We start from the raw sequence: 23,927 nt of genomic DNA, 5'->3' as shown, positions 1-23,927 counted from the left end.
TTTTGCAGACGTAGGAGTATCACTCCAGGAGTATATAAGGCATTGCCCCGCATCCCATGTGCCCCGATGACCGCCAGACATATGACGGCAGTTTCATACAAACCAACTGGAACACAACGCTCATCAAAAGGGGGCATGCCGGAAGTCCATATAACCTAACGTAATAGAAAAAACGTAAAGGTTCGACTTTAAAATCTTAAAAACTGGAACTCGGCAAAATGTTTTTAATTTGGTAGTAATTAGTTACTATGCTCAACCCATGGGGGTGCAGCCATGGAGTTCAAGCCGTACATACCACCCGAAAAGTCCCTGCCGGAGTACACCATCAAGGCCTTTGTTCTGGGTGTTATTTTATCGATAGTGATGGGTGCAGCGAACGCATACCTCGGCATGTACGCCGGTATGACCGTCAGTGCCAGCATCCCGGCGGCGGTCATCTCGATGGCGATACTCTTCGCCTTCAAGGACAGGAACATCCTTGAGAACAACATGGTTCAGACGGCGGCATCGGCCGGTGAGTCCCTAGCGGCTGGAGTCATCTTCACCTTCCCAGCCCTGGTAGTCCTCGGGTACTACACGACCTTCCCGTACTACCTGGTGACCATAATAGCGGCCCTTGGAGGTTCCCTCGGCGCCCTCTTCACAGTCGTACTCAGGAGGGCGTTCATAGTCGAGGAGAAGCTCCCGTACCCAGAGGGTACCGCCTGTGCCGAGGTGCTCATAGCCGGAGACAAAGGCGGAAGCCACGCAAAGCCCATTCTCTACGGTGGAATCTTCGGAGGCCTCTTCAAGCTCCTCGGAAGCTCGGGCCTCTGGAAGGGCACGGTTGAGGCCGCCAAGATGGTGGGCTCACGCGTCTACTACTTCGGAAGCGACCTCTCGGCGGCGCTTATTGCTGTTGGCTACATCGTCGGGCTCAACATAGCCTTCCTCGTCTTCCTCGGCGGTGCAATAGCCTGGTTCATAGCCATACCCATATACGCGGGCCAGATGGGCGCCACCGACCTCAGCCCGGTTGATATGGCGTGGGTAATATGGAGCACCAAGATCAGGTACATGGGCGTTGGTGCAATGGTCGTCGGTGGAATCTGGAGCCTCATCAAGCTCAGGAACCCGATAAAGAGGGGCATCAAGGCGGGCCTTGAGGTCGCCAAGAAGAGGCAGGCGGGAGAGGCAGTCCTCAGAACCGAGGAGGACCTTCCGCTCAACTACGTGCTGATACTCATAGCGGCCTTCGTAATACCACTCTTCCTGCTGTACTTCCACATAATCGGCTCGATAGGGATCGCGGCAGTTATGGCAGTGATACTCCTTATCGTCGGCTTCCTCGGAAGCTCGATAGCCGGCTACCTCGCGGGTGTCGTCGGTTCCTCCAACAACCCGGTCTCAGGAATCACCATCATGAGCCTGCTCTTCACGGCCTTCGTGCTCAAGGCCCTAGGCCTCAGCGGGATGGAGGGAATGGCGGCGACCATCCTCGTCGCGGCGGTCATCTGTACGGCAGCAGCAATAGCAGGTGACACCATGCAGGACCTCGCCACCGGTTACCTCGTCGGCGCGACTCCGAAGAGACAGCAGGTCTTCGAGATAGTCGGCACCTTCTTCGCGGCCCTCGTCATGGCCCCCGTGCTCAACCTCCTCATCCAGGCCTACGGTATAGCCGGAACTCCAACCGCCAAAGAGAACGCTTTGGCTGCCCCGCAGGCCTTCCTCATGGCCAAGGTCACCGAGGGCGTCTTCACCGGCAACCTGGAGTGGAACATGATATACATCGGAGCCGGCATAGCGATCGCCCTCATAGTTCTTGACGAGATACTCGCCATGAAGGGCTCCAAGTTCAGAACCCCGGTCATGCCCGTCGCCGTCGGCATCTACCTGCCCCTCAGCCTCGGCGTGCCGATATTCATAGGCGGCCTCATCAAGCACTTCGTCACCAAGGCCAGGGGAGGCGGTGCAGAGAAGCCGACCGACCCGGGTGTCCTCGGTGCGGCAGGACTCATAGCCGGTGAGGCCCTCATGGGCATATTCTTCGCGGCGCTTATCGTCGCTGGCGTCGCACCGAGCGCTGGCTTCAGCAGCAACGTCCTTGGAATCCTCATCCTGGCCGGAATAGCCGTCTGGCTCTACATGACGGGTAGAAAGGAGTGACCCTCTCCCTTTTTCTTCCCAACCTTTAAATTTTGGACACCGGAGGAATGACCATGGAAGAGTACCTGAACCTTGTCCCAGTGCGCAATGAAAAGGTCGAGCTCAGGAAAGTGGAGGGTAAGTACTACCTCCTCATCCCGATGGACTCGAAGCTCGACTTTCTCGCGAGGAAGCTCCACGGGGACTACAGGAGGATCGAGCTCGACGAAATAGGCGCCTACACGTGGGAGCTCTGCGACGGAAGGAGAACCGTGAGGGAAATAGGAAAGGCCCTGAGGGCCCGCTTTGGGGATGAAGTCGAGCCCCTCTACGAGCGCCTTGTGACGTTTCTCATTGAACTTGGGAAGAGGTACCTGGTTGAGTTTAAAAGGACGGACGAGATAGTTTAGGTGGTGGTCGAAATGAGCGAAACCCTCGAAAGAGTCTCTCAAGAAATCGAGAACCTGCGCAACGATATGGTGGAAACCCTCGTGGAGCTCATCAAAATCCCGGCAATAAGTCCGAACTACGGCTACGAGGGTGAATACGACAAGGCCCAGAAGCTTCTCGAGATAATAAAGGACTGGCCCTTTGACAAGGTTGAGGTCTACAACGCCCCCGACGAGAGGGCCAAGAACGGTGTGAGGCCAAACATTTTGGCATATTACTACGGCGAAAAGGGCGAGGAGAGCGAGAGGCTCTGGATTCTGACGCACATAGACGTCGTCCCGCCCGGAGACCTGAGCAGGTGGACTGTCACCGAGCCCTTCAAGCCCCTCGTGAAGGACGGGAAGGTCTACGGGCGCGGAAGCGAGGACAACGGGCAGAGCCTGGTTGCTTCGCTTTACGCGGTCAGGGCCATGATGAACCTCGGAATAAGGCCGAAGAGGACAGTGATCCTCGCCTTCGTCAGCGACGAGGAGACAGGGAGTAAATACGGAATAGAGTGGCTCATGAAGGAGCATCCGGAGCTCTTCAGGGATAATGACTTGGTTCTCGTTCCGGACGGCGGGAACGAGGAAGGCACTTTCATCGAGGTTGCCGAGAAGAGCATCCTCTGGATGAAGGTCAAGATCCACGGCAGGCAGGTTCACGCCAGCATGCCCGATAAAGGATTAAACGCCCACCGCGTCGCCCTTGACTTCGCCTACCACCTCGACAAGTTGCTCCACGAGAAGTACTCCAAAAAGGATGAGCTCTTCGACCCGCCGGAGAGCACCTTCGAGCCGACGATGGTTCACGGTCCGGCCGACAGCCCGAACATAGCACCGGGCGAGCACGAGGTCGTCTTCGACTGCAGGATTCTGCCGAGGTACAGCATAGACGATATCCTTGCCGACGCCGAGAGGCTTGCCGAGGAGGTCAAGGAGAAGTACAGGAAGGAGTTCGATGGAAAAGTTCTGCCGGAGATCGAGATTGAAGTCCTCCAGCGCCTCGACGCTCCAGAGCCGACCGACCCCAACAGCGAGATAGTGAAGCTCCTCCAGGAGGCCCTGAGGAGACTCCGTGGAAAGGAGGCGAAGGTCGGCGGAATAGGCGGCGGAACCTTCGCGGCCTACTTCAGGAAGCTCGGAATCCCTGCGGTTGTCTGGGCAACCCTCGACGAGACCGCCCACCAGCCCAACGAGTACGCCTGGATAAAGAACCTGGTGGAAGACGCCAAGGTCATGGCGACCCTGGCTCTTCTCTGACCCTTCTTCCCATTTTGTTTCAAACTCGATTGAAACTATCGCTATGTATTTATATTTTCCCGCCGAGAGTAATTCGGTGACGGGAATGAGGCGGCTTTTGGCGCTTGCACTCGTCTTTGTGGTCATCGCGTCCGGCTGCATAGCCGGCGGGGGCAACGGAACATCAACCGTCCCCCAGAACCCCCCAAGCGGGACGCCTACACCTCCGATGACCAAAAACGACGTTCTCGATCCAACCCAGACCGAGGAGGCGGGGGACGTTGTCGGAGCCAGCAACCTCTTCGGTATCGAACTCTACCGCGAGCTGTCGAAGGGGAACGGGAACCTCTTCATCTCGCCCTTCAGCGTCTTCACGGCGATGGCAATGGCCTACGAGGGCGCACGCGGCGAGACCGCTGAGGAAATGGGGTCAGTCCTCCACCTTCCCGAGAACGAAACCCTGCGCAGGGAAGCGTTCAGGACACTCCTGCTCGACGCCGGGAGACCCTCCGGGATAGAGCTTAGGATAGCCAATGCCCTCTGGGTTCAGAAGGACTATCCCGTGAGGGAGGACTACCTCGACACCATAAGGCGGTACTATCTGGGCGAGGTGAGGGAACTCGACTTCAGGGGGGATTCCAAGGGTGCGGAGAGAACGATCAACGAATGGGCGGAGGAAACAACCAACGGCAGGATAAAGAACCTCGTGAGCGGCCTGACACCAGACACGAGACTGATAATAACCAACACCGTATACTTCAAGGCTAACTGGACGCTCCGCTTCAGTCCGGATGCCACTCACAACGGCACCTTTACCCTCCCCTCCGGTGAAAGGGTAACGGTTCCAATGATGAACAGGGTTGGAAAGTTCAACTACGCTGAGACCGACGAGCTTCAGGCCCTTGAGATGCCCTACGAGGGCTCCAGATTCAGCAACTTCAGCATGGTGATAATCCTCCCGAAGAAGACGGACGGCCTGGGAAAAATAGAGGAAAAGCTGAGCCCGCGGTTCCTGAAGGGGCTCCTAGGCTCCCTCAAGCCGGAGGAAGTTGACGTGACGGTACCGAAGTTCAGGTTCGAGGGCGAATACCAGCTGGGCGGGACACTCCGGGGAATGGGCATGAGAAAAGCCTTCACAGACCGTGCGGACTTCTCGGGCATCTCAGAGGAGCCCATCGCCATAAGCGAGGTCGTCCACAAGACCTTCATAAGCGTCGCCGAGAACGGCACCGAGGCGACCGCGGCGACGGCGGTGATATTCACGGCGGTTTCGGCTCCCGTGGAAACCCCGGAGTACAAGGTCTTCAGGGCAGACCATCCCTTCCTGTTCCTCATAGTCGACAGGGACAGCGGGCTCGTGCTCTTCATCGGCAGGCTGGTTGACCCGAGGGGTTGAGCTTTTAAGCCCCTCCCCCAACTCTTTTCATGCCAGCCTGGAAGGACGGAAAGCTTGGTCTTCCGATAAGTGAAGCCGTAAAGCTCTTCCCAGAGCTTGAAGAGTATGTGGACAAGAGAGGGAGGCTGGATTTCTCCAGCAGGGAAGCGCGAATTCTTTACAACAGGGCAATAGCCAAGGCCGTCTTCGGGCTGGATATCAAATATCACCCAAGAGGCTTGGTAACCACCCCCGTCTCGCGCTACATCTTCCTCAAAACCTTCCTCCGCGGCGGCGAGAGAGTTCTGGAGATAGGAACCGGGCATACTGCCATGATGGCGCTCATGGCGGCCAAGCTCTTCAACTGCAAAGTAACCGCGACGGAACTTGACGACGAGTTCTTCGCCTACGCGAGGGGGAACATCGAGAGAAACGGAGCGAAGGTCAGGCTAATCAAGAGCGACGGGGGGATAATCAGGGGAGTCGTCCCCGAAGGCGAGAGGTTCGACGTTATCTTTTCGGCCCCGCCCTACTACGAGAGGCCGACGAGGGGTGTTTTGACCGAGAGGGAAGGCGTTGGAGGTGGAAAGTACGGTGAGGCCTTCTCGGTGATGCTCATCGAGGAGGCCCTCGACTACCTGAAGCCCGGAGGGAAGGTGGCTCTCTTTCTCCCGGACAAGGAGCCCCTGATTAAGGCGATAGAAGAAAAAGGGGAGGAGCTGGGCTATTCGGTGAAAGACGTCCGTTTCAAGGTCGGAACGAGATGGAGGCACAACCTGATTTTAGCGCTTTAGGGACTCAGGCCGTGGGCGTCTCAGCACTCACGCCGGTCTCAGAGGAGGTGCTTTCTCCTCATCGTCCCCCAGGCTCACTTCATGTCCTCAACGTAGAGGAAGAGCGCCTTGAGGTACTCCGTATCTTTCGAGGCCATGAGTATCGGGTGATCCGGCGCCTGCGTCCTGTACGGTTCGAGGAGCTTGAGGAACTTGCCGGCTTTAGCTGCAGCTGCAATAACCATGTCCTTGAACGCCTGCATATCAACGTGCTGGGAGCAGGAGGCAGTAACAAGGATTCCACCCTCTTTGACGAGCTGAAGGCCGGCGTAGTTCACGTTGAAGTAAGCGCGGAGGCCTCTCTTAAGATCCTTCTCGTGCTGGACAAAGGCCGGAGGATCGAGGATAACGATGTCAAATTTCTCACCGCGCTTTATCATCTCTTCCATCACAGGGAAGGCGGAACCAACTATGTATTTCATCCTGTCCTCGACGCCGTTGAGCTTGGCGTTCTCCTTGACCATGTTTATCGCCCAGGGGGACTTGTCAACGGCGACAACTTCATCGGCCCCCGCCACCGCCGCGTGTATCGCAAAGCCACCGGTGTATGTGAAAACATCGAGAACCCTCATTCCCGGCTTGACGTACTTCTCAAGGGCTATCCTGTTCTCCCTCTGGTCGAGGAAGAAGCCGGTCTTCTGGCCGCGCATATCAACGATGAACTTGGCTTTGCCTTCCTCGATTACCGTCCGGTACTTCTCCTTGCCGAGGAGAACGCGCTCGATTTCGGGCAAACCCTCCCTTCTCCTTGAGCGCCCGGTGTTTTTCTCGAAGACCGTCTCGATTTCCGGCTCGGCCTCCATTATTGCCTCCGCAAGGTCGAGCTTGAACTTTTCCATCCCTATGCTCGAAATCTGGATCGAGGCTATCTCGTTGAAGCGGTCAACTATAAGGCCAGGCAGATAATCCGCCTCGCCGTATACCATGCGGTAGGCCCTGTCGTAGCCGAGAACCTTCTTGCGGTACTCGTTGGCCTTCCTGATCCTCTCACGGAAGAGTTCCTTGTTTATCTCGGTGTCCCTGTCCTTGGTTACGAGCCTAATCATGATGTTGGAGTTGGGATTGACAAAGCCCTTTCCGAGGAACTTGCCGCCCCGTGTGTAGACCTCAACTACATCTCCCGGCTCAAACTCGCCCTCTGTTCTCACGACACCCTTTTTGAAGACTATCATCGCGCCCTTTCCTATGGCTCTCGCGGCCTGAGCGTCAACGATTACCCTCGCCATCTCTCACCACCGATGGAAGTTCGGCGATAGGTATATAACCCTTAGCGTCCTATATTATGCCGGTGATTCTATGAACTTCGAGGTAGTGAAAGAGTTTCTTGAAGAAATCGGGGCGGATTGGACAGAAATTGAAGGCGAAATCCACCTCGAACCGGAGGTCTTCTATGAGGTCTGGAAGTATGTCGGCCAGCCGGACCTCGAAACCTACACCTTCGAGGACGAGGTCGTCGAACCCGGTTCTTACGATCCGCCCGAGATGAAGTACGCCGACGTTAAGACCATCAAAAGGAAGAAGGCATATTTCACGACGCTTGACGGCAGAAGAATCGTTACGGACTACGTTGAACTTCAGAAGATTCTAAAGGAGAAGTCTGTTTGATTCTTCTCTTCTTATCCGATTATTATTGGGAGCATCAGAACCCCCATGCAGTTCGTTCTTTTCATCCCCAGAACCGGAGGGAGCAGGCCTATCATAGCAGAGCCGGCGAGAATTAGCAGGCCAGCGGGCCCGTCAAAGAGAAAGGAGAGACATGCCAGGAGCAGGAGCACAGACGCGTTCAGGAGCCGGTAGGGGACGAGCGTCAGCGCACTGAGGATCAGCCTGGCGAGGGGCTCCCCGTAAAGCAGAATCACCGCGGCCACGAATACCGCTGCCGACAGGTACACCAATAAAGCATCTGCACTCATGGGTGCCATAAGGGATACTATACCGTTTCTTCTCCGCCCTGTTTCTACAAAATTGACGAACGAAAAGATGAAGTTGGCCGTGTTCACAGAGAACACCACAGTAAGAAATGAACGCTCATCCCTCGAAATGAAAGACCCCATCAGAGCCGCCTGGGACGCCGTAAAGGCAGGAATCAGCGACGCCGCCATTCCCAGAATCGTCCCCAGAAACGAAAACTTGAGGAAGCGGCCCCTCTCCATCAAAACCTCGCCGCTGCCAGGGGAGATGTCCCCTGTCCCTCCAAAGAGGGCCCCGATCAGGACAGGCACCCCAAAGAGGCCCGTGAAGAGATGGTAGTACGGGTGTGTCAGCGGAAGCCTGAATACAAAAACGCCGAGCACACCGGACAGCAGGAACACGAACACGGCATAGACCCTCCTCCAGCCGCGCTCGGTAACCACGAGCACCGCAAAGAGCAGCAGAACCGCAGCCCTGCCTATGTCTGCCCGGTAGTGGGAGGCCAGCACCGTGTAGACCGGGATCAGGGGGAAGGCCATAAGGATCGCCAGAAAGCTCGCCCAGAGCGCCATCCTTACGACCTCCATCGCCCTTCCCTGGAGCACCAGCCTGTGGGCGGGGAGAATTCCAAGGGCCGTGCCTTCATCGGGGACACCCAGGAACGCAGAGGGAACGACGTCAAGAAAGGTGTGGGTCAAACCCATGGAAAAGAGAAGCAGGTTGTTACTCATCCCGAGCGCCGACAGGAAAGCCGCGAGGGTGTTGACGTGTATCCCCGGCGATATGCCGCTCAGGGTCCCCCCAGCTATTCCCGTCAGCAGTTCCCGGAACATAGGTCATCACCGGACTGAACCTCGAACGCTGGCATTCCTCTGTATGTTGTGAAAAAGCCGTAAGCCGTTACCGTCTGGTTGTTATGGATAGTGACACCAAGGGACTTTCTGATCTTTAGGAGAACCCAGCAGTCGCCATCGGTCACGTTTGCAATGCCAAACCCATTTTTGTAAACCCTCACCCACCGCACCCGGCCGGATATCCTGCGGGCCCCCTCCCCGTCCGGGTCACATATCGAATTGGGGAGCAGCTCACGGGGCCGAACAACCGAGCAGGCGAGGCAGTACAGGGAGGAGCGCCTCACAAGGGCCCTGATGCTCACCGTGTCCCCCACCCTTGCCCGGAAATTGTAGACCCTCCTGCCGGTGCAGTCCAGTCTGAGGGAACGGCCGGCCTCTATCACCGTGCAGTTACCCACGGCTATCTCGCCCACGCGGGCGGCAGCCACATCCCCCTCCGGGGCATCGCCCAGAACATCAACGTCATCCTCAGAGTCCACCAGCAACGTCAGCTTTGAGTACTCCCTGACTAGGCCCAGAACCCGCACCCTCTCCCCCGGTTCGACCGAAACCCCGTACGGGAGGTACAGGACTATCTCCTCGCTCCCGTTCCAGAGAACCGTCCGGGAGCCACTGTAAAGCACCGTCCCCTCAACGGACCACGGCATGCCGTCCCTGGGATGCTTCGGGAGGCCAAGGGGCTCCGCGATCAGAGGGTAGAACCTCCTGCCGTACCACACGCCCTTTACCAGAACCAGCTCCCCTTTTTCGGCGGACAGTGGAAACGCGAGCTTCACCCTCTCGGGGGTCAGGAGGTAATACCCTCTGGAAGGCCAGTACGCACCGCTCACAGTCTCCAGCTCAAAGTCCGGCTCGGCAGGTTCTGCACTGGCTACCTCCATCTTCAGACCGGTGGCATTGTAGAGCCTGCCCAGAACTCGGTACACCCTCCCCTCCTCCAGCGGAATATAAACGACAACCTGCACCTTTCCATCGGTCAGCACGGAAAAAGAACCCGATGAATAAACACAGAGCCCCGTGAACTCATCGAACTCCCGGCTTTCCTGGGTAAGATACTCTGCTGAACCCAAAACAACTATTGATCCTATAACTAGGACTACCGCAAATCGCCAATTATTAACCATGGTTGATAGTAAGAAATGAACCTTAAAAATTTTGTGGCCGGAGGACTGCAGGGACACGAGAAGGGGAAGGAGGGGTCAGTATACTTCACCGCTCGGGTAGACGACTACGCCCTCCTCCGTAATCTCGAAGGGATATTTTTTCATGGAATGCCTGGTCTCACGCATCTTTCTTATGAGGAGGTAGCGCTTGAGCTCCACCTCTTTCTCGACGAAGTCGAGGAGGATGACACCCCTCGCAATGTACTCCTCGATGCCGTATCTGCTTATCTTCCCCCTCCCTGGATCAGGGGCCTCGGTCGTAAGGATGGAAGTAACACCCATCTCCAAGAGAATGGTGTTCAGTTGGAGGAGAACCTCCCTTATCTCATCCTCTTTCCTCAGCCGGAACGCTATCGAGGGAATGGAGTCTATAACAACCCTCTTAGCGTCAATGGCCTTAACAACACGGTAAAGATACCGGAGAAAGTCCTCGGCATTGAGGTTGCCCTCAAGAACATACTGTTCCTCGGAGGGGAGTCCGACAACGGCACTTACACCATCAATGATGGCAAGTTTCCTTTCCCGCTCGTACTTCTCCAGATCCCATCCGAACGCTTTCATCTCTCTCCTGAGATCCTGGGCCCTTTCTTCGAGGGTGACTATAACGCCCGGCTCTCCATACTGCTCAACGCCTTTATAGACAAACTGGACGCCGAAGGTCGTTTTGCCGCTCCCCGTCGGGCCGGTAACTAGGATGGTAGTGCCTACAGGGAACCCTCCCGCGATCAGATCATCGAAACCGGGAATCCCGCTGGAAACCCGCTTAACGTCATACATCATCGTGACCATACAAATCACCCTTTAATGTCTTTACGAAATTATAGCTCTCCCTCTAGTATACACTGTTGAACAGACAAGATATAAAACTTTTGGATGAAAATTGGATATCCAAAAGTACAGGTGAAGCTCACCTGAAAAGATTCCAAATCTTCGTTATCTTTTTGAAATATTCAAGGAAAATTGTTTTATCTCCCAAAGGCAACACTACCCACAAGAGGTGGAACTATGATTGACCCCTTTGGAGAAGAGGCAAGGAGGGCTGTAGAGGAAGAGTTTGGTGGGGTAGTCGAACTCCTCCAGCTCATACCCTCATACGTTGGAGTTGATCAGGCCCTGGAGAGGGTATCATGGATAACGTCCGGAAAGATTCCCGACGAGATCCTCGAACTCCAGGGGGCCCGCGATCTTCTGACTTTCTACGCTCTGCTCGGGGCCCTCGCATTCTCACCCTACGGAGTGGAGATGGAGCTGGTAAAGGAAGCCAGTCTGGCGGTGTACTCTGCGAGAATCAGAAAGACGGGGAGCCTTGAGGGGGCATCCCTACCCATCGAGCCGGTAGGGAGCGACGAAGTGCCCCCCCGGGACAGGGCCATAATGGAAAGGACACACCACGAAGAGCTTCCACAGGAGGAAAGGGAAAAGATCATGCTCAAGTACAGGCTGCACATTGGAAGGTTCCTCGAACTTTGGAACGGGAGCCTCAAGGAGGTCTACATCCGGAACGGATACGCCTATCTAACAGAGGAACAGGCCCTCACCCTCTGGAAGCGCGCTTTTGAGAGGAACTTTGAAAGGGCGGTAAATCTGCTTTATGATGTCCGGGACGAGCTCCCCGGGTATTACCTCCAGCTCTATGAAAGGCTTGCGGAAGTTGCCAGGGAGTACTTCAAGGGGAGGCTTGAGAGACTGGGGAGTGCTGAGGCCCAGCCGCTGCGCTTCGACCTCTTTCCGCCGTGCGTTAAAATCGCCCTCGGGGGAGTTCCCGCGGGCCTCAGAAACTACGCCATAACCGTGCTCTTGACCAGCTTTCTGAGCTATGCACGGATCTGCCCAAACCCGCCGCGGAGGGACATCAGGATCAGGGACTGCATCAGCGACCTCAGCGTGATAGAGAAGGAGATACTTCCCGTCATCATAGAGGCCGGCAACCGGTGCAGTCCTCCTCTTTTTGAGGACCAGCCCCACGAGATAAAGAATATCTGGTACCACCTCGGGTTCGGGCTGACGGACAAACCAGGCATGGAGGACAGCGGGAACTCCACCTGGTACTTCCCTCCCAACTGCTCAAAGATACGCGCAAACGCCCCCCAGCTCTGCAGGCCCGACGCCCACTGCAAAAACATCAAGAACCCCCTCACATACTACCTCAGAAGGCTCTACCTCGAAAACAAAAAGAAGGCCCGTGAGGGCATAGGTTCCGCACAGGGTGATGGGAATGACTGAACTCTTCAGGGAAGCCACTCCCAGGGAAAGGGCACAGTACTACAGGACGGAGTGGAGTGCTAAGAGGCTCCCGGATTTTATAACAGACACACTAGAAAACAGGGAGTTCGGATTCGATCACACCGGGGACGGACCAAGCGACAGGAAGAACGTCTTCATGGACGTCCGCGATCTGGAGGACTATATAAAGGCCACCGCGCCCTATGCCGTCTACTCCAGCGTCGCACTATACGAAAGCCCAAAGGACATGGGAGGGTGGCTTGGAGCCGAGCTTGTCTTTGACATAGACGCCAAAGACCTCCCTCTGAGGAGGTGCCACCACATACACGGACACGGGGAAGTCTGTCCGGTGTGCCTTGAGGACGCCAAGGAGCTTGCCAGGGACACCCTGATAGTGCTGAAGGAGGACTTCGGCTTTGAAGACGTCTATGTGGTCTACTCCGGCAGGGGATACCACATAAGGGTTCTCGACGATTGGGCTCTCCGGCTCGACTCAAAGACCAGAGAAAGGATACTCGCATACGTCTCCGCCGCTGAGGAGGTCGGCTTCGAGGACATAATGAGCAGGAAGGTCATGCTGTCTTCCGGGTATTTCCGCGTGTTCAGGCTCCGCTTTGGGTATTTTATAAGGCGCGTCAGCGGAAACCACCTGCTCAATGCGGGACTTAGAAAAGCACAGGCGGACAGAATACTCAGAAACAGGGAGCGTATATATGAGGACTTTGTCAGGAAAGGCCTTCTCACCGCGTTTCCCCCAGGTGTCGGATACAAGACCCTGACGAGGCTCTTCGCACTTTCGAGCACATTCTCAAAGGCCTACTTCGATGGCCGCGTTACGGTAGACGTCAAGAGGATTCTAAGGCTTCCCTCCAGCCTGCACTCCAAGGTAGGACTGGTGACCACCTACATCGGCTCCGACGAGAGAAAACTGGAACGCTTCAACCCATTCGAGGACGCAGTCCCCAAGTTCAGGCGGGACGAGGTGAGAGAGGCGTACAAACTGTGGCTCGAAGAACACGGGGATGAAATATGAACGGGCGTCTTAAGATAGGTGTTTCCATGCTCATCTGGGGCAGCGTGGGGATTTTCGCGAGGTTTTCAGGGCTGTCAGGACTTGGAGTGGCCTTCGCAAGGGTCTCGCTGGGCTCACTCATCTTAATTACCGTTATTGGTCTGCTGGAGAGGAACAGGTTCACGTCACTCCCAAACCTGGCCAGGGAAAAGTGGAAGCCCCTTTTAGCCCTCGGAGTTTCCCTCGCCATGAACTGGGTGTTCCTGTTCACGGCATTCAGCTACACAACTATTGCGAACGCGGTTCTTGTATACTATACTGCCCCGATTCTGGCGACCATAATCTCATGGCGCTTCCTTGGGGAAGAGATGAACCCAAGAAGAATAGGCCTCATAGGCCTAGCCTTCCTCGGGCTGGTGCTGATAGTGAGCGGCCAGAGTCTGGACTTTCACAACAAAGACTTTTTGGGAATAATCCTTGCACTCACGGCGGCCCTCTTCTACGCCCTCATCCCCAACCTCGGAAGGTTCCTCAAAGAGGTGGATGGAAAGGTCCTAACTTTCCTCCAGCTGGCGATAGCTTCGCTGGTTTTGGCGCCATTTGTGGCAGTCCGCGGGGCAGGAAAGCCCGTCTGGTGGGCGGTTCTGATCCTCGTGGCCGTTCACACCGTCCTGGCCCTGTTTCTCTACATGGATGGCCTGAGGGAAGTCGAGGTGAACGAGGCCGCACTCCTTAGCTACCTCGATCCGGTGAGCGCCGTCATCTACGCTTTCCTGGTCTTCGGAGAAGTGCCAGGATTGAGAACAGTCCTCGGCGGGGCCCTAATACTGCTGGCTTCGGCTCTCGACATCGTGAGAAGGTGAGGCGAGGGGGCCGTAGCCCGCCTTCTGTGTCAAGGGGGCATTCGACTGAGCGGCCTACCACGGGGCTCCCACCGGGAACTCATCGCCCCTTCCTCGGCCTTGCACCCCGCGGGACGGCCGTTTCACCGCTCCCCGGCAGGTCGTCTGCGGGTTAGCTCGGGCACCGTCGCCGGCCCCTTCGCCGCTTTCATCCCCATACCTGCCGGGACGTGTCGTTTCTGCGCCGTTGCCCTCCCTCTCGGGAGGTGCCTTGCGGCACCGCGGCCCCGGTGCGGTGGGCGGAACTTCCTCGGGAGCACCCCGAGGGCCCCCGACCCCCTCGCCAGGAAGGGTTAGTGGGACAGGGATAAAAAGGTTTAGGGGTATAGAAGGCAGAGAAGCAGAGGAAATATCACTTCTTTCTGGGGAGCTCCCCCCTCTCCTGGAACTTCGGTGTCTTCGGTCGCTTGAACCTGCCCAGGGGGGATCTCCTCTTCGGTCTGGGCCGGGATCTCTTTCTGCCCCTCTCACCCCTGCCATAGAGAACCGCTGCCACCAGGATTGCAGACACCATGAGAACCGCCAGCCCCAGAACCCACCTGGAGGAGCCGTTCTCCCCGCTGCTGGTAACGGACGCGTTCTCCGCCCCAGGGGTCTGGGTCACGGGCTGTTCCACAGACTCGTTCTGGGGTGCCAAGTACAGCTGGCCGCTGGAAGTACTCGTGATGCCCATCGCGCTGAGGGTGAACTCATAAGAGACCCGCTCCCCAAGGGGAAGCCCGATGGTCATCGTTACCTCGTTTACCCCAGGGTTTAGAACCTCCCTGATGGCATCTTTGTAGATTATCCTGTCTCCCGTGTAAAACTTGTAGGTTAGCGTTCCCTCAACGGCATCTCCTTGATTTACAATAACTATTCTAAAGGCGACCCTATCCTCCGAGACCCTCTTGTATGAAACCTCCCGTATCTCCGGGGGTGCCACAACCTGGTAAGCGACACGGCCCTTCCCCACCAGCCTTCCCCCAACGGAGACCGAGATCTCGGTAACTGCTATTCCTGAAACGTTGGTGGGGAGGGGAACCTCTATAACCGACGTCCCCTCACCGACCACGGCAGACATCTCCAACCGCGAGACACTCTCATTGCGAACGAAGGTGTTGACAGCGATCCGGACCGCCACCCTCCTCTCGGAGGTTATCGTTACGTATGCGGTGTCTTCCTCCCCCACCATGACCCTATCAGACTTAAGAGAAATGCCGATTATGCCGATGCCCAGCTTCACTGGGAACTCACTGGTGTATACCCTCTCCCCATCGGAGTACCTCAGGACATACCTCAATGTGTACACTCCCTCCGGATACTGGTAGGACACAGGCACCCTGAATTTGAGCACGTTTTCTCCAGGAGTCAGTTCAACCCTCTCAGTCCGGGCAAAGTATACTTTTCCCCCCATCGAGAGCGATACCGCGGCCTCAGCAGCAACCGTAGAGTGCCCCATGTTTGTCACATAGTCCACAACGGATATGTTCTCCCCGTTCAGGACATAGGACGATCCGGGCCTTTCCGCAACGTATGCCCTGACGGCTCCGAATTTGAGGGCCTGTCCCGTTACCTCTACGGGGATTTTAGCATATATGATGGACATCTTTCCTCCCGACAGGGCCAGAAACCTCAGATACAGGGTGTAGTTTCCCGCCTTAACGGTGTCCTCACAGGTCACGTTGTATGAAACAACCCGGATCTCCCCGTATCCCCAATCACTGAAGTACTCGGGGGACATTGTAAAGTTTATCCCCGAAACCCCGTTCCCTGCAGAGTCCCTCACCCAGAAGGACTGATATCTTACGACGGAGTACTTATTCCCAGTGTTCCTCAACTCCAGCTGGCCGACGGCGTAGTCTCCCCTGAGCACCGTTATCTTGCCCTCCACTGCGATTGTATTCGGCTGTCCCGCCGTTATTGGGACAATAAACGAGAGGATCAGCAGCGACATCAAAAGGGAGATGCCCTTTTTCATGAGTCTCACCGTGTCTAGATTGAGAATCCTTTACATATAAACCCTATCCCCCGCAAGCAGGATAAAGAGCCCTCCAGCGAGCAGGACTGCAAAAAGCAGCATCAAAAGCTGGTACCACAACATGCCGGAGACATGGGGCCGTATAATAAGCCCAAGGACTATGAGCATCAGCGAGTAGAACACCATAAAAACCCCCAGGGCGGTAACCACAGGGATGCCAAGGACTAGGAGTATTCCGAACACCGCTCCTGCCAAGACGGTCACATGGGGTACCGTAAAGAGCAGGTAGTCCCTGAGAACCTTTAGATCCTCGTCCATACCCATCACTCCGTTATGAACGCATACGTCGTTGTCGTCGGAAGGACTTTTCTGATTTTCGGAAGGAGGTATCTTGGATAAAGTTCCTCCATTTTTTCATCCAGAATATCGTAGGTGCCGAGAATCTTCTCAATGATCTTAACCTCTGTCCTCCCCCTCACCCTGAAGTAGCCCCGGTACAGGGTACTTATTTCAAGTACTATCGGTATCCTTAGACGTTCTTCCTCCCCACCCTCAAGGAGGGAAAGGAGATACTCCAGCTCGGAGCGCTTAAAGTAGTGATAGCTCCCATCACGCAGCCTGACCTTTGGCTCCTCTTCCTTCAGCAGCTGTTCCAGCGTTGGCCTGCTCGCCGGAAGGTGGAGGTTTACCCGGGCTATCTCCCGGTTGAGTATGTCCTCAGCTTTCGGCATGTTCTTCACTATGCCCTTAACCAATAAACCTTTGCTTAACATGGAAATGTCATTCGCGAAGTATCAGGCCCCAGAAAAAAGCATGATTTTGACAATTCAGGATAAATCCCGCTCCTCTCCGTCATTGTGACAAAAATCTATGGAAAAGGCTTTTATCTACGTATATGTTCATTTATTTGGCAATTAAACTGAACATAAAACCAATAAAAGGTGATAAAAATGAACGAAATTGGGGCCGTGGGACTCAGGGAACCAGAGACCAGACCTCCCAGGTTCATCCAGCTGGTGTTCGTGGACATCAACGGGGTTCCAAAAGGCATGGAGGTTCCAGCGGACAGGTACGGAGAGGTCATCGAGGACGGAGTATCCTTCGATGGGTCGTCAATACCAGGGTTCCAGGGCATAGAGGATAGCGATCTGGTGTTCAAGGGGGACCCCTCCACGTATTCAGAAATACCATGGGAAGGCATAGGCCGGCTATATGGCTATATTTACAGGAACGGAAAACCCTACCACGCCGATCCGAGAGGGGTGCTAAAAAGGGCACTTGAGAACCTTGAAAAAGAGGGGTTCAGGGCGTACATAGGGCCGGAGCCAGAATTCTACCTCTTCAGGAAGAACGGTTCCTGGGAGCTCCAGATACCTGACAGTGGGGGATACTTTGACCTAGTAACCCTTGATAAAGCCAGAGGTATACGCAGGGAGATAGCCCTCCACATGCCCGCCCTCGGACTCGTCCCCGAGGTTCTCCACCACGAGGTCGGAAAGGCACAGCACGAGATAGACTTCCGCTATGATGAAGCGCTCAAGACAGCCGACAACATAGTCAGCTTCAAGTACATCGTAAAGGCCATATCGGAGATTCACGGACTTTACGCTACGTTCATGCCAAAGCCCCTCTATGGCTTTCCTGGAAACGGAATGCACCTCCACATAAGCCTCTGGAAAGACGGGGAGAACGCGTTCATCGGAGAGGAGGAACTCAGTGAGACGGCGCTTTACTTCCTCGGAGGCATACTTGCCCATGCAAAAGCTCTAACCACCGTAACAAACCCGACGGTAAACAGCTACAAGCGTCTCGTCCCGGGTTATGAGGCTCCAGTATACATAAGCTGGGGCTACAGGAACAGAAGTGCGCTGATAAGGGTTCCGGCCTTCTGGGGCAACGGTGCCAGGATAGAGTACCGGTGCCCGGATCCAAGCGCTAATCCATATCTGGCCTTTGCGGCGATACTGATGGCGGGACTGGACGGAATAAAGAGAAAAATCGAGCCCGGGGCATACGTGGAGGAAAACGTCTATGAGATGGGCGATTCCAAGCGGAAAAGCCTGGGCATAGACACACTACCTGAAAGCCTTGGCGAAGCCCTCGAAGAGCTGAAGAAGGACAAGGTCGTCAGGGAAGCCCTGGGCGGTGCGTATAGGAACTTCCTCACCTACAAGGAGCGTGAGTGGGAGGGGTATCTCGAATACCTGGGCGCTAAAGGTCTTCCCGAGTATACGAAGAAGGTAACTGAATGGGAGCTGGAGAGATACTTCCACGTCTAATGAACTTCTTCAAGCACCTCTTCAATAATGCTCTCTCCCGGCTTTTCTTCCTCTTTTAGATGTACTAGGGCCGAGCCCCCAATTATGAGCGCCGCCCCAAACAGCTGTTCGGCAGCAAGGGTCTCCCCAAAGAGCAGGAACGCCAGTGTTATCGCCACGACCGGTTCGATAGTGGCAACTATGCTGGCCCTGCTCACCTCAATCTCCTTCAGGGCGTGATTGTAGAGTATGTATCCCAGGAAAGTCGGGAAGAACGCCAGGGCAAAGAGATACGGAACCGCGCCTGATGGCACCGAGAAGTCCGTGAACGGCAGGAGGTAAAGCATACCGAAGAGGAGCGTGTAGAAGAGCGCTTTCTCGGGCTCGTCGTCCCTAACGGCGAACTTCGCCAGAACACCGTAAAGCGCATAGGTCAAACCAGTCAGCAGTCCGAAGAGGAGAGCCTTCGTAGAAAACTGCACATCCCCCCAGTTCACGAGAAGAACACCCACCATGACCATCGCCAGGGCGGTGATCTTCTCCCTCACCAATGGCTCGTTGAACACCAGTCTGCCAAGAATTATTGAATATATCGGGGCAGTGTAGAGGAGCAGAACAGCAAAGGAGACCGATGATATCGTTACCGTATAGAAGTAGAGGGTGTAAAAGAGGAAGATGCTGAAGAAGCCGTAGAGGGCGTAAAATCTGAGGCGGGAGCGCTCAAGGGAGAAACTTATACCCCTTAGATGGAGGTATATGGCCAGGAGGACTATGGCGAAAAAAACCCTGTAGAACACCATCGTAAAGGGTGTCAACCCGAAGCCGTCGAGGTACTTGGCGAATATGCCCAGTGTCCCCCACATGGAGGCGGCTAAAAAAACGAAGATGTAGCCGCGTTTCATGGACTCACCTCAGAAGACCGGGCCGACTGGAAGGCGCCTCTTGTGCTCGCTGCCCTTTATCAGCCTCTCGACGTACTCAACCCTCTCCAGAGGTATTTTAAGCTCCTCTGCGATTTCAGCCTTTTCCTTCCCGAGGTCAACCATGCGCCAGAGAATCTCATCAAGGAGGCGGTAGCTTATTCCAAGCTCGTCCTCGTCGGTCTGCCCCTCCCACAGACCGGCCGACGGCTTCTTTTTGATTACCCTCTCCGGGACGCCCAGGAGTTTGGCTATCTCCCAGACCTCGGTCTTGTAAAGGTTTATGAGCGGCGCGTAGTCGCTCGCACCGTCGCCCCACTTGGTGAAGTATCCCGTGAGAACCTCGCTCCTGTTGCTGGTTCCGAGGACGAGGCGGTTCATGGCGTTGGCGTGCGCGTACAGCAAAACCATCCTGGTTCTTGCCATTATGTTGCCGAGGGAGCGCTTGTCTGGCTTGAAGCCAAGGGCAGCGACAAACGAATCCACGATGGGCCTTATGTTGACGACCTTATACTCTATCCCCAGGCTCTCACAGACAAGTTTTGCGTCCTCAAGGTCGCTGTTCTCATAGTATGGCATTATCAAACCGAGAACACCTCCCTTTCCGAGGGCCCTGACGGCGAGGTGAGCGACAGTAGCGCTGTCTATCCCACCGCTTACCCCAACGACAACCCCGTCAACACTAGCTTCCTCAACCTTCTCACGGATGAACTGCGTTATCCTCTCAACGGCAGCACTATAATCCAACTCCCTCATTTCTTACCCTCCTTCACGTCCCTCAGGAACTGGGTGTAACCGATGAAGGAAAGCACTATTCCCACGAGCATCAGCACGAATGCCACGAGGGAGTAGACGGCGTAGGGATAATCCTGCGCCGTGACCGTGTAGTTATACTCCACCTCCCCCTTAAAAACATATATCACTGGCCTCTGAGCCGGGTGGAGTGTAAGGGAGTCGTCCATGAGGGTATAATTGTACATCTCACTCCCCTGGAGAAGTGAAAAGGTGGCATTGTGAGCAGAGATAACCAGTGTCCTGTTGTGGTACACGTACTCATTTTCGAACTTCTGGTCTCCAAGGTAGTGCATACCCTCCCCGAGGGTTCCGCTGGCGGAATAGGACTTATCAACGCGGTAGAATCCCGCCGCGGATATAATCAGGGCCAGAACAAGCATTATCATACCAGCCCTCAGAACTGGATAGCCCATTGCCTCTCGCAGTGTCCCCATGCGGCATCACCCAAACGGAGAAAGAAAAGGGGAAGTCAGTACTTGCCAACGAGGTGGCACTCGGCCCAGTGGTTGTGCTCGTACTCGACGAGCTGCGGGTGCTTGGTGTCGCAGAGTCCCTTCTGGGCGTAGATACACCTCGGGTGGAAGCGGCATCCGGGCGGTATGTCGACGGCGTTGGGCACCTCACCCCTGATCGGCAGCTCCTTGATGACGTTTCTTCTTTCTGGCTTCGGCTCGGGAACTGCCGCCAGCAGCGCTCTGGTGTACGGGTGGAGCGGGTTGTCAATGACCTTCTCGACCGGCCCCATCTCGACTATCCTTCCGAGGTACATGACCGCCATCCAGTCGGCGAAGTACCTGGCCGTAGACATGTCGTGGGTGATGTAGAGGTAGGTGACGCCCATCTTCTCCTTGAGCTCCTTCATGAGTTCAAGGATCTCCGCACGGATGGACACGTCGAGCATCGAGACAGGCTCGTCGGCGACGATGAACGTCGGGTTCAGGATGAGGGCCCTTGCAATAGCGACACGCTGCCTCTGACCGCCGGACAGCATGTGCGGGAACCTGCCGACATAGTCCTCGGGCGGGGTTATTTTGACCATCTCAAGTGCCTTGTAGATGAGCTCCTCGCGCTCGGCCTTTGTTTCACCGATGCCGTGGATGAGGAGAGGCTCCTCAAGGATGTCGAATATCCTGAATCTCGGGTTCATTGAGCTGAACGGATCCTGAAAGATCATCTGGACATGCCTGCGGTAGTTGAGTATTTCCTCCCTGGTCTTAATGTGGGTAACGTCGTTGCCTTCAAGGTAGATCTTGCCGTCGGTAGGCTCGAGGAGTTTGACTATGAGCTTTCCGGTGGTGGACTTTCCACACCCGCTCTCACCAACGAGGGCAAAGACCTGCTGCCTGTATATTTCAAAGCTGATACCGTCCACGGCGTGAACCTTCTTCTGGGGTGCACCCTTTATTGTGTCTACGAAGCTCCTCTTGATCGGGAAGTACTTTTTGAGGTTTTCAACTTTAAGTATCGGCTCCGCCATTTCTCACACCTCACAGCAGCCAGCATGCGGCGTAGTGATCCTTATCAACTTCTTTCAGTTCGGGTTCCTGCTCCTTACAGACCTGCATGGCGTACGGGCACCTCGGGTGGAAGCGGCATCCCTTCGGTGGGTTGATGAGGTTGGGCGGCTGTCCTGGGATGAATTCAAGCTTCTCGACGTCCTCATGGAGCCTCGGTATTGCGGCGAGGAGCTTCTGGGTGTACGGGTGGGCGGGTTCGTAGTAGACCTTCTCGCTGTCTCCAATTTCGACAATCTTACCTGCGTACATGATGGCAACGCGGTCGCTGATCTCGGCGAGGATGCTGAGGTCGTGCGTGATGAATATCATCGAGAGGCCGAGCTCCTTCTTGAGCTTTTTCATAAGGTTGATTATCTGGGCCTGAACGACGACGTCAAGTGCCGTCGTCGGCTCGTCGGCTATGACCACGTCGGGCTCAAGGAGGAGAGCAGTAGCTATGATGACACGCTGCTTCATACCACCGGAGAGCTCGTGGGGATAGCGGTAGACTATCTCGGGGTCGAGACCTACGAGCTCAAGGTACTTCTGAGCCCTGTCCAGGGCCTCGTCCTTGCTCATCCCCTTGTGGAGTATCAGCGGTTCAGTCATCTGATAGCCGACGGTGTAGACCGGATTGAGGGCGTTCATTGCACCCTGGAAGATCATAGATATCTTCTGCCAGCGGATCTCCTTCCTCAGCACGTCCTCGGGAAGGCCAACTATTTCCCTTCCGTCGATCTTAACGCTGCCCCCGACTATTTTGCCCGGTGGGGTCGGCATGCCCATAAGGGTAAAACCAAGGGAGGACTTGCCGCAGCCGCTCTCGCCGGCAAGTCCCAGGACCTCACCTTTTTTGAGATTGAAGGAGATGTTGTCAACAGCCTTGACAACGCCCTTGGTTGTGAAGTAGTACATCTTAAGATCCTTAACTTCGAGTACGTTCTTGGCCATTTATACCACCTCACAGCCTCCTGAGCCTCGGGTTGAGTATCTTATCCAGGGCCGTACCTATAAGCACGAAGGTAAGGCCGACGACAGCGATTCCCAGCCCGGGCGGGAGGACCCACCACCAGTAGCCCTTGGTCGTTGCCGCCTGATTCTGGGCCGCGTTGAGTATCTGCCCCCAAGTAACGGCAGTGGGGTCACCGATTCCAAGGAAGCTCAGGGAGGCCTCCGCAATAACCGCACCGGGGACGCTGAGGGCTATAACCGCAAAGGCATAGGGGAGGAGCTGTGGCAGTATGTGTTTGAAGATTATTCTTCCATTGCCCGCACCCAGAGCCCTGGCGGCCTCAATGTAGGTCTGCTCTTTGATCTGCAGTGCCATACTCCTCGAAATCCTGGCTATTCCCATCCATCCGAAGATGACCAACAGGAGCACTATGAACATGAGGGTCACGTGTCCTGCAGTGGCACCTATGAGGATGAGGATCGGCAGGCTGGGGATTGAGGCGAATATTTCGTTGATACGCATCATGAACTCGTCGGCGTTCCCACCGAGGTAGGCACTGGTAACTCCGTAGACGAGGCCTATGAGAGTACTCAGAACGGAGACGAGGATACCGATTGTAAGTGAAACCCTGCTACCCCAGATTATTCCTGCCCAGAGGTCCCTGCCGAGGTAGTCTGTACCCATGGTTCCATAGCTCCTTCCAAGGAAGGTCATCTTTATGTTGTCGAGGACTACCTTGTTCTTGTCGGGTGCCGGGTTGTTGATGTCAAGGATAAGCTTGTAGGTGCCCCAGAGAGGCTCGGGGCTCTCTATTATCTTGGTGGCGTTCATGCCGGGCTCCACCTTGGCAAACATCGGGGCAACCATGTCGCTGATCAGGACCGTCTGGAGCGGAACCTCAAACATCGTCAGCTCCTTGCCCTCAGTGACGTTGACCAGCCAGATGTATACATTGGTGGAAATTGCGCTGTCTCTGCCAACGGCTATAACCGAGCCGCCGCTGAGCGGCTTGTTCTTGAGGAGGGGTATCTTCTTGCCGTCGGGCCGGAGGAGGTAGAGGCCAAAGGTCGGGGCGTTCATTGGATCCTCTAAAGAGACGTTCAGCCCCCTGATTATTATACCCTGCGGTCCGCCGTAGTAGCCAGAGGGGAACTCATAGTCAGCCTCAATTACGATCTCGGTGTCTTTTGGATGGCCAACCTTCAGGTCGTTAATACCGTAGACCATCTGGGGCACGAGCTTCTGCGACGTAAACATGTTGTACCATGTCGGCGGGACGTTCTTGGGGTTGTCCTCCCAGTAGGCCGAGCTCCTCCACTTATCTGGGAGGTCTGGTATGGTGGTGTACGGGGCAGTGAGTGCAACAAGGACAAGGATAATGAGGAGAATAACACCGGCAATGCCGGTCTTCTCCCGTTTAAATTCCTCAAGGAATTCCTTAAACCCTTCTTTGACGTCGACCCATCTCATCGTGAATCA

At 55.5% G+C, this 23,927-nt stretch carries 23 protein-coding genes and 1 other RNA gene; 10 read left to right on the top strand and 14 right to left on the bottom strand.

Going from position 1 to position 23,927, the window contains the following annotated elements; genetic code table 11:
* The first annotated feature begins 273 nt into the window (after positions 1–273).
* The 5 genes from E3E36_RS05690 to E3E36_RS05670 all read left to right on the top strand — a co-directional run bounded on the left by E3E36_RS05690 (position 274) and on the right by E3E36_RS05670 (position 5,966).
* Positions 274–2,148: an OPT family oligopeptide transporter gene (locus E3E36_RS05690; RefSeq protein WP_167894313.1), complete on the top strand. Its 1,875-nt coding sequence runs from the start codon at positions 274–276 to the stop codon at positions 2,146–2,148.
* A gap of 53 nt (positions 2,149–2,201) precedes the next feature.
* Positions 2,202–2,537 (top strand): PqqD family protein, encoded by a 336-nt coding sequence (locus tag E3E36_RS05685; RefSeq protein WP_167894312.1) that lies wholly within the window; start codon positions 2,202–2,204, stop codon positions 2,535–2,537.
* 12 nt (positions 2,538–2,549) lie between these two features.
* Positions 2,550–3,818: a M20 family metallo-hydrolase gene (locus E3E36_RS05680; protein WP_167894824.1), complete on the top strand. Its 1,269-nt coding sequence runs from the start codon at positions 2,550–2,552 to the stop codon at positions 3,816–3,818.
* Positions 3,819–3,903: 85 nt separating this feature from the next.
* The gene (locus tag E3E36_RS05675) at positions 3,904–5,193 is read left to right on the top strand and encodes a serpin family protein (protein ID WP_167894311.1); all 1,290 of its coding nucleotides are present in this window, start codon (positions 3,904–3,906) and stop codon (positions 5,191–5,193) included.
* A gap of 29 nt (positions 5,194–5,222) precedes the next feature.
* A complete protein-coding gene (locus E3E36_RS05670) occupies positions 5,223–5,966 on the top strand; it encodes an RlmF-related methyltransferase (protein WP_167894310.1) in 744 nt (247 codons plus the stop codon).
* A gap of 74 nt (positions 5,967–6,040) precedes the next feature.
* Here E3E36_RS05670 and E3E36_RS05665 read toward each other — a convergent pair whose 3' ends face one another.
* The gene (locus E3E36_RS05665; protein ID WP_167894309.1) at positions 6,041–7,231 is read right to left on the bottom strand and encodes a class I SAM-dependent rRNA methyltransferase; all 1,191 of its coding nucleotides are present in this window, start codon (positions 7,229–7,231) and stop codon (positions 6,041–6,043) included.
* A 70-nt stretch (positions 7,232–7,301) separates the two neighbouring features.
* On the opposite strand from E3E36_RS05665, the gene E3E36_RS05660 reads away from it, so the two are divergent.
* Positions 7,302–7,610, top strand: a complete 309-nt coding sequence (locus E3E36_RS05660) for a DUF5748 family protein (RefSeq protein ID WP_167894308.1) — start codon at positions 7,302–7,304, stop codon at positions 7,608–7,610.
* Between the two features lie 11 nt (positions 7,611–7,621).
* Here the strand turns inward: E3E36_RS05660 and E3E36_RS05655 are convergent, their stop codons facing one another.
* The 3 genes from E3E36_RS05655 to E3E36_RS05645 all read right to left on the bottom strand — a co-directional run bounded on the left by E3E36_RS05655 (position 7,622) and on the right by E3E36_RS05645 (position 10,722).
* The gene (locus E3E36_RS05655; protein ID WP_167894307.1) at positions 7,622–8,749 is read right to left on the bottom strand and encodes a tripartite tricarboxylate transporter permease; all 1,128 of its coding nucleotides are present in this window, start codon (positions 8,747–8,749) and stop codon (positions 7,622–7,624) included.
* The gene (locus E3E36_RS05650; protein WP_167894306.1) at positions 8,731–9,894 is read right to left on the bottom strand and encodes a hypothetical protein; all 1,164 of its coding nucleotides are present in this window, start codon (positions 9,892–9,894) and stop codon (positions 8,731–8,733) included. The genes E3E36_RS05655 and E3E36_RS05650 overlap by 19 nt, the downstream gene beginning before the upstream one ends.
* Positions 9,895–9,969: 75 nt before the next feature.
* Positions 9,970–10,722, bottom strand: coding sequence for an ATPase domain-containing protein (locus E3E36_RS05645; RefSeq protein ID WP_167894305.1), 753 nt, complete (start codon positions 10,720–10,722; stop codon positions 9,970–9,972).
* Between the two features lie 216 nt (positions 10,723–10,938).
* On the opposite strand from E3E36_RS05645, the gene priL reads away from it, so the two are divergent.
* The 3 genes from priL to E3E36_RS05630 are packed head-to-tail and all read left to right on the top strand — an operon-like array spanning position 10,939 to position 14,031.
* A complete protein-coding gene (gene priL, locus E3E36_RS05640) occupies positions 10,939–12,156 on the top strand; it encodes a DNA primase large subunit PriL (protein WP_167894304.1) in 1,218 nt (405 codons plus the stop codon).
* Positions 12,149–13,189, top strand: a complete 1,041-nt coding sequence (priS, locus tag E3E36_RS05635) for a DNA primase catalytic subunit PriS (RefSeq protein ID WP_167894823.1) — start codon at positions 12,149–12,151, stop codon at positions 13,187–13,189. The genes priL and priS overlap by 8 nt, the downstream gene beginning before the upstream one ends.
* Positions 13,186–14,031, top strand: a complete 846-nt coding sequence (locus E3E36_RS05630) for a DMT family transporter (RefSeq protein WP_167894303.1) — start codon at positions 13,186–13,188, stop codon at positions 14,029–14,031. Before priS ends, E3E36_RS05630 begins: the two co-directional genes overlap by 4 nt.
* A 1-nt stretch (position 14,032) precedes the next feature.
* Here the strand turns inward: E3E36_RS05630 and rnpB are convergent.
* From rnpB to E3E36_RS05610, 4 genes are all read right to left on the bottom strand, one after another.
* Positions 14,033–14,354: RNase P RNA component (gene rnpB, locus E3E36_RS05625), an RNA gene on the bottom strand.
* A 68-nt stretch (positions 14,355–14,422) separates the two neighbouring features.
* On the bottom strand, positions 14,423–16,036 hold the full coding sequence (locus E3E36_RS05620) for a hypothetical protein (protein ID WP_167894302.1): 1,614 nt from the start codon (positions 16,034–16,036) through the stop codon (positions 14,423–14,425).
* Positions 16,037–16,057: 21 nt separating this feature from the next.
* Positions 16,058–16,345, bottom strand: a complete 288-nt coding sequence (locus tag E3E36_RS05615) for a hypothetical protein (protein ID WP_167894301.1) — start codon at positions 16,343–16,345, stop codon at positions 16,058–16,060.
* Positions 16,346–16,350: 5 nt separating this feature from the next.
* Complete coding sequence (locus E3E36_RS05610) at positions 16,351–16,758, bottom strand: DUF61 family protein (RefSeq protein ID WP_167894300.1); 408 nt, start codon at positions 16,756–16,758, stop codon at positions 16,351–16,353.
* 219 nt (positions 16,759–16,977) lie between these two features.
* Between E3E36_RS05610 and glnA the strand changes: the two genes are divergently transcribed.
* Positions 16,978–18,306, top strand: a complete 1,329-nt coding sequence (gene glnA / locus E3E36_RS05605; RefSeq protein ID WP_167894299.1) for a type I glutamate--ammonia ligase — start codon at positions 16,978–16,980, stop codon at positions 18,304–18,306.
* Here the strand turns inward: glnA and E3E36_RS05600 are convergent.
* Genes E3E36_RS05600 through E3E36_RS05575 form a run of 6 tightly spaced genes read right to left on the bottom strand, consistent with a single transcriptional unit; the run spans position 18,303 to position 23,918 of the window.
* Positions 18,303–19,187, bottom strand: a complete 885-nt coding sequence (locus E3E36_RS05600; RefSeq protein ID WP_167894298.1) for an EamA family transporter — start codon at positions 19,185–19,187, stop codon at positions 18,303–18,305. The two genes, glnA and E3E36_RS05600, sit on opposite strands and share 4 nt — an antisense overlap.
* 9 nt (positions 19,188–19,196) lie before the next feature.
* Positions 19,197–19,961, bottom strand: a complete 765-nt coding sequence (locus E3E36_RS05595) for an NAD+ synthase (protein WP_167894297.1) — start codon at positions 19,959–19,961, stop codon at positions 19,197–19,199.
* Positions 19,958–20,434 carry a hypothetical protein gene (locus E3E36_RS05590; RefSeq protein ID WP_167894296.1) on the bottom strand — a complete coding sequence of 159 codons (477 nt, stop codon included), beginning with the start codon at positions 20,432–20,434 and terminating at the stop codon, positions 19,958–19,960. The genes E3E36_RS05595 and E3E36_RS05590 overlap by 4 nt, the downstream gene beginning before the upstream one ends.
* A 35-nt stretch (positions 20,435–20,469) precedes the next feature.
* Positions 20,470–21,477: an ABC transporter ATP-binding protein gene (locus E3E36_RS05585; RefSeq protein WP_167894295.1), complete on the bottom strand. Its 1,008-nt coding sequence runs from the start codon at positions 21,475–21,477 to the stop codon at positions 20,470–20,472.
* A gap of 10 nt (positions 21,478–21,487) precedes the next feature.
* Positions 21,488–22,447 (bottom strand): ABC transporter ATP-binding protein, encoded by a 960-nt coding sequence (locus E3E36_RS05580; RefSeq protein WP_167894294.1) that lies wholly within the window; start codon positions 22,445–22,447, stop codon positions 21,488–21,490.
* Positions 22,448–22,457: 10 nt separating this feature from the next.
* Positions 22,458–23,918 (bottom strand): ABC transporter permease, encoded by a 1,461-nt coding sequence (locus E3E36_RS05575; RefSeq protein ID WP_167894293.1) that lies wholly within the window; start codon positions 23,916–23,918, stop codon positions 22,458–22,460.
* Positions 23,919–23,927: the final 9 nt, after the last annotated feature.

Origin of the sequence: Thermococcus sp. M36, from assembly GCF_012027355.1 — an archaeon.
Lineage (GTDB): Archaea > Methanobacteriota_B > Thermococci > Thermococcales > Thermococcaceae > Thermococcus.
The sequence above is the reverse complement of the archived record's forward strand: the minus strand, read 5'-3'. Positions and strand labels throughout refer to the sequence as shown.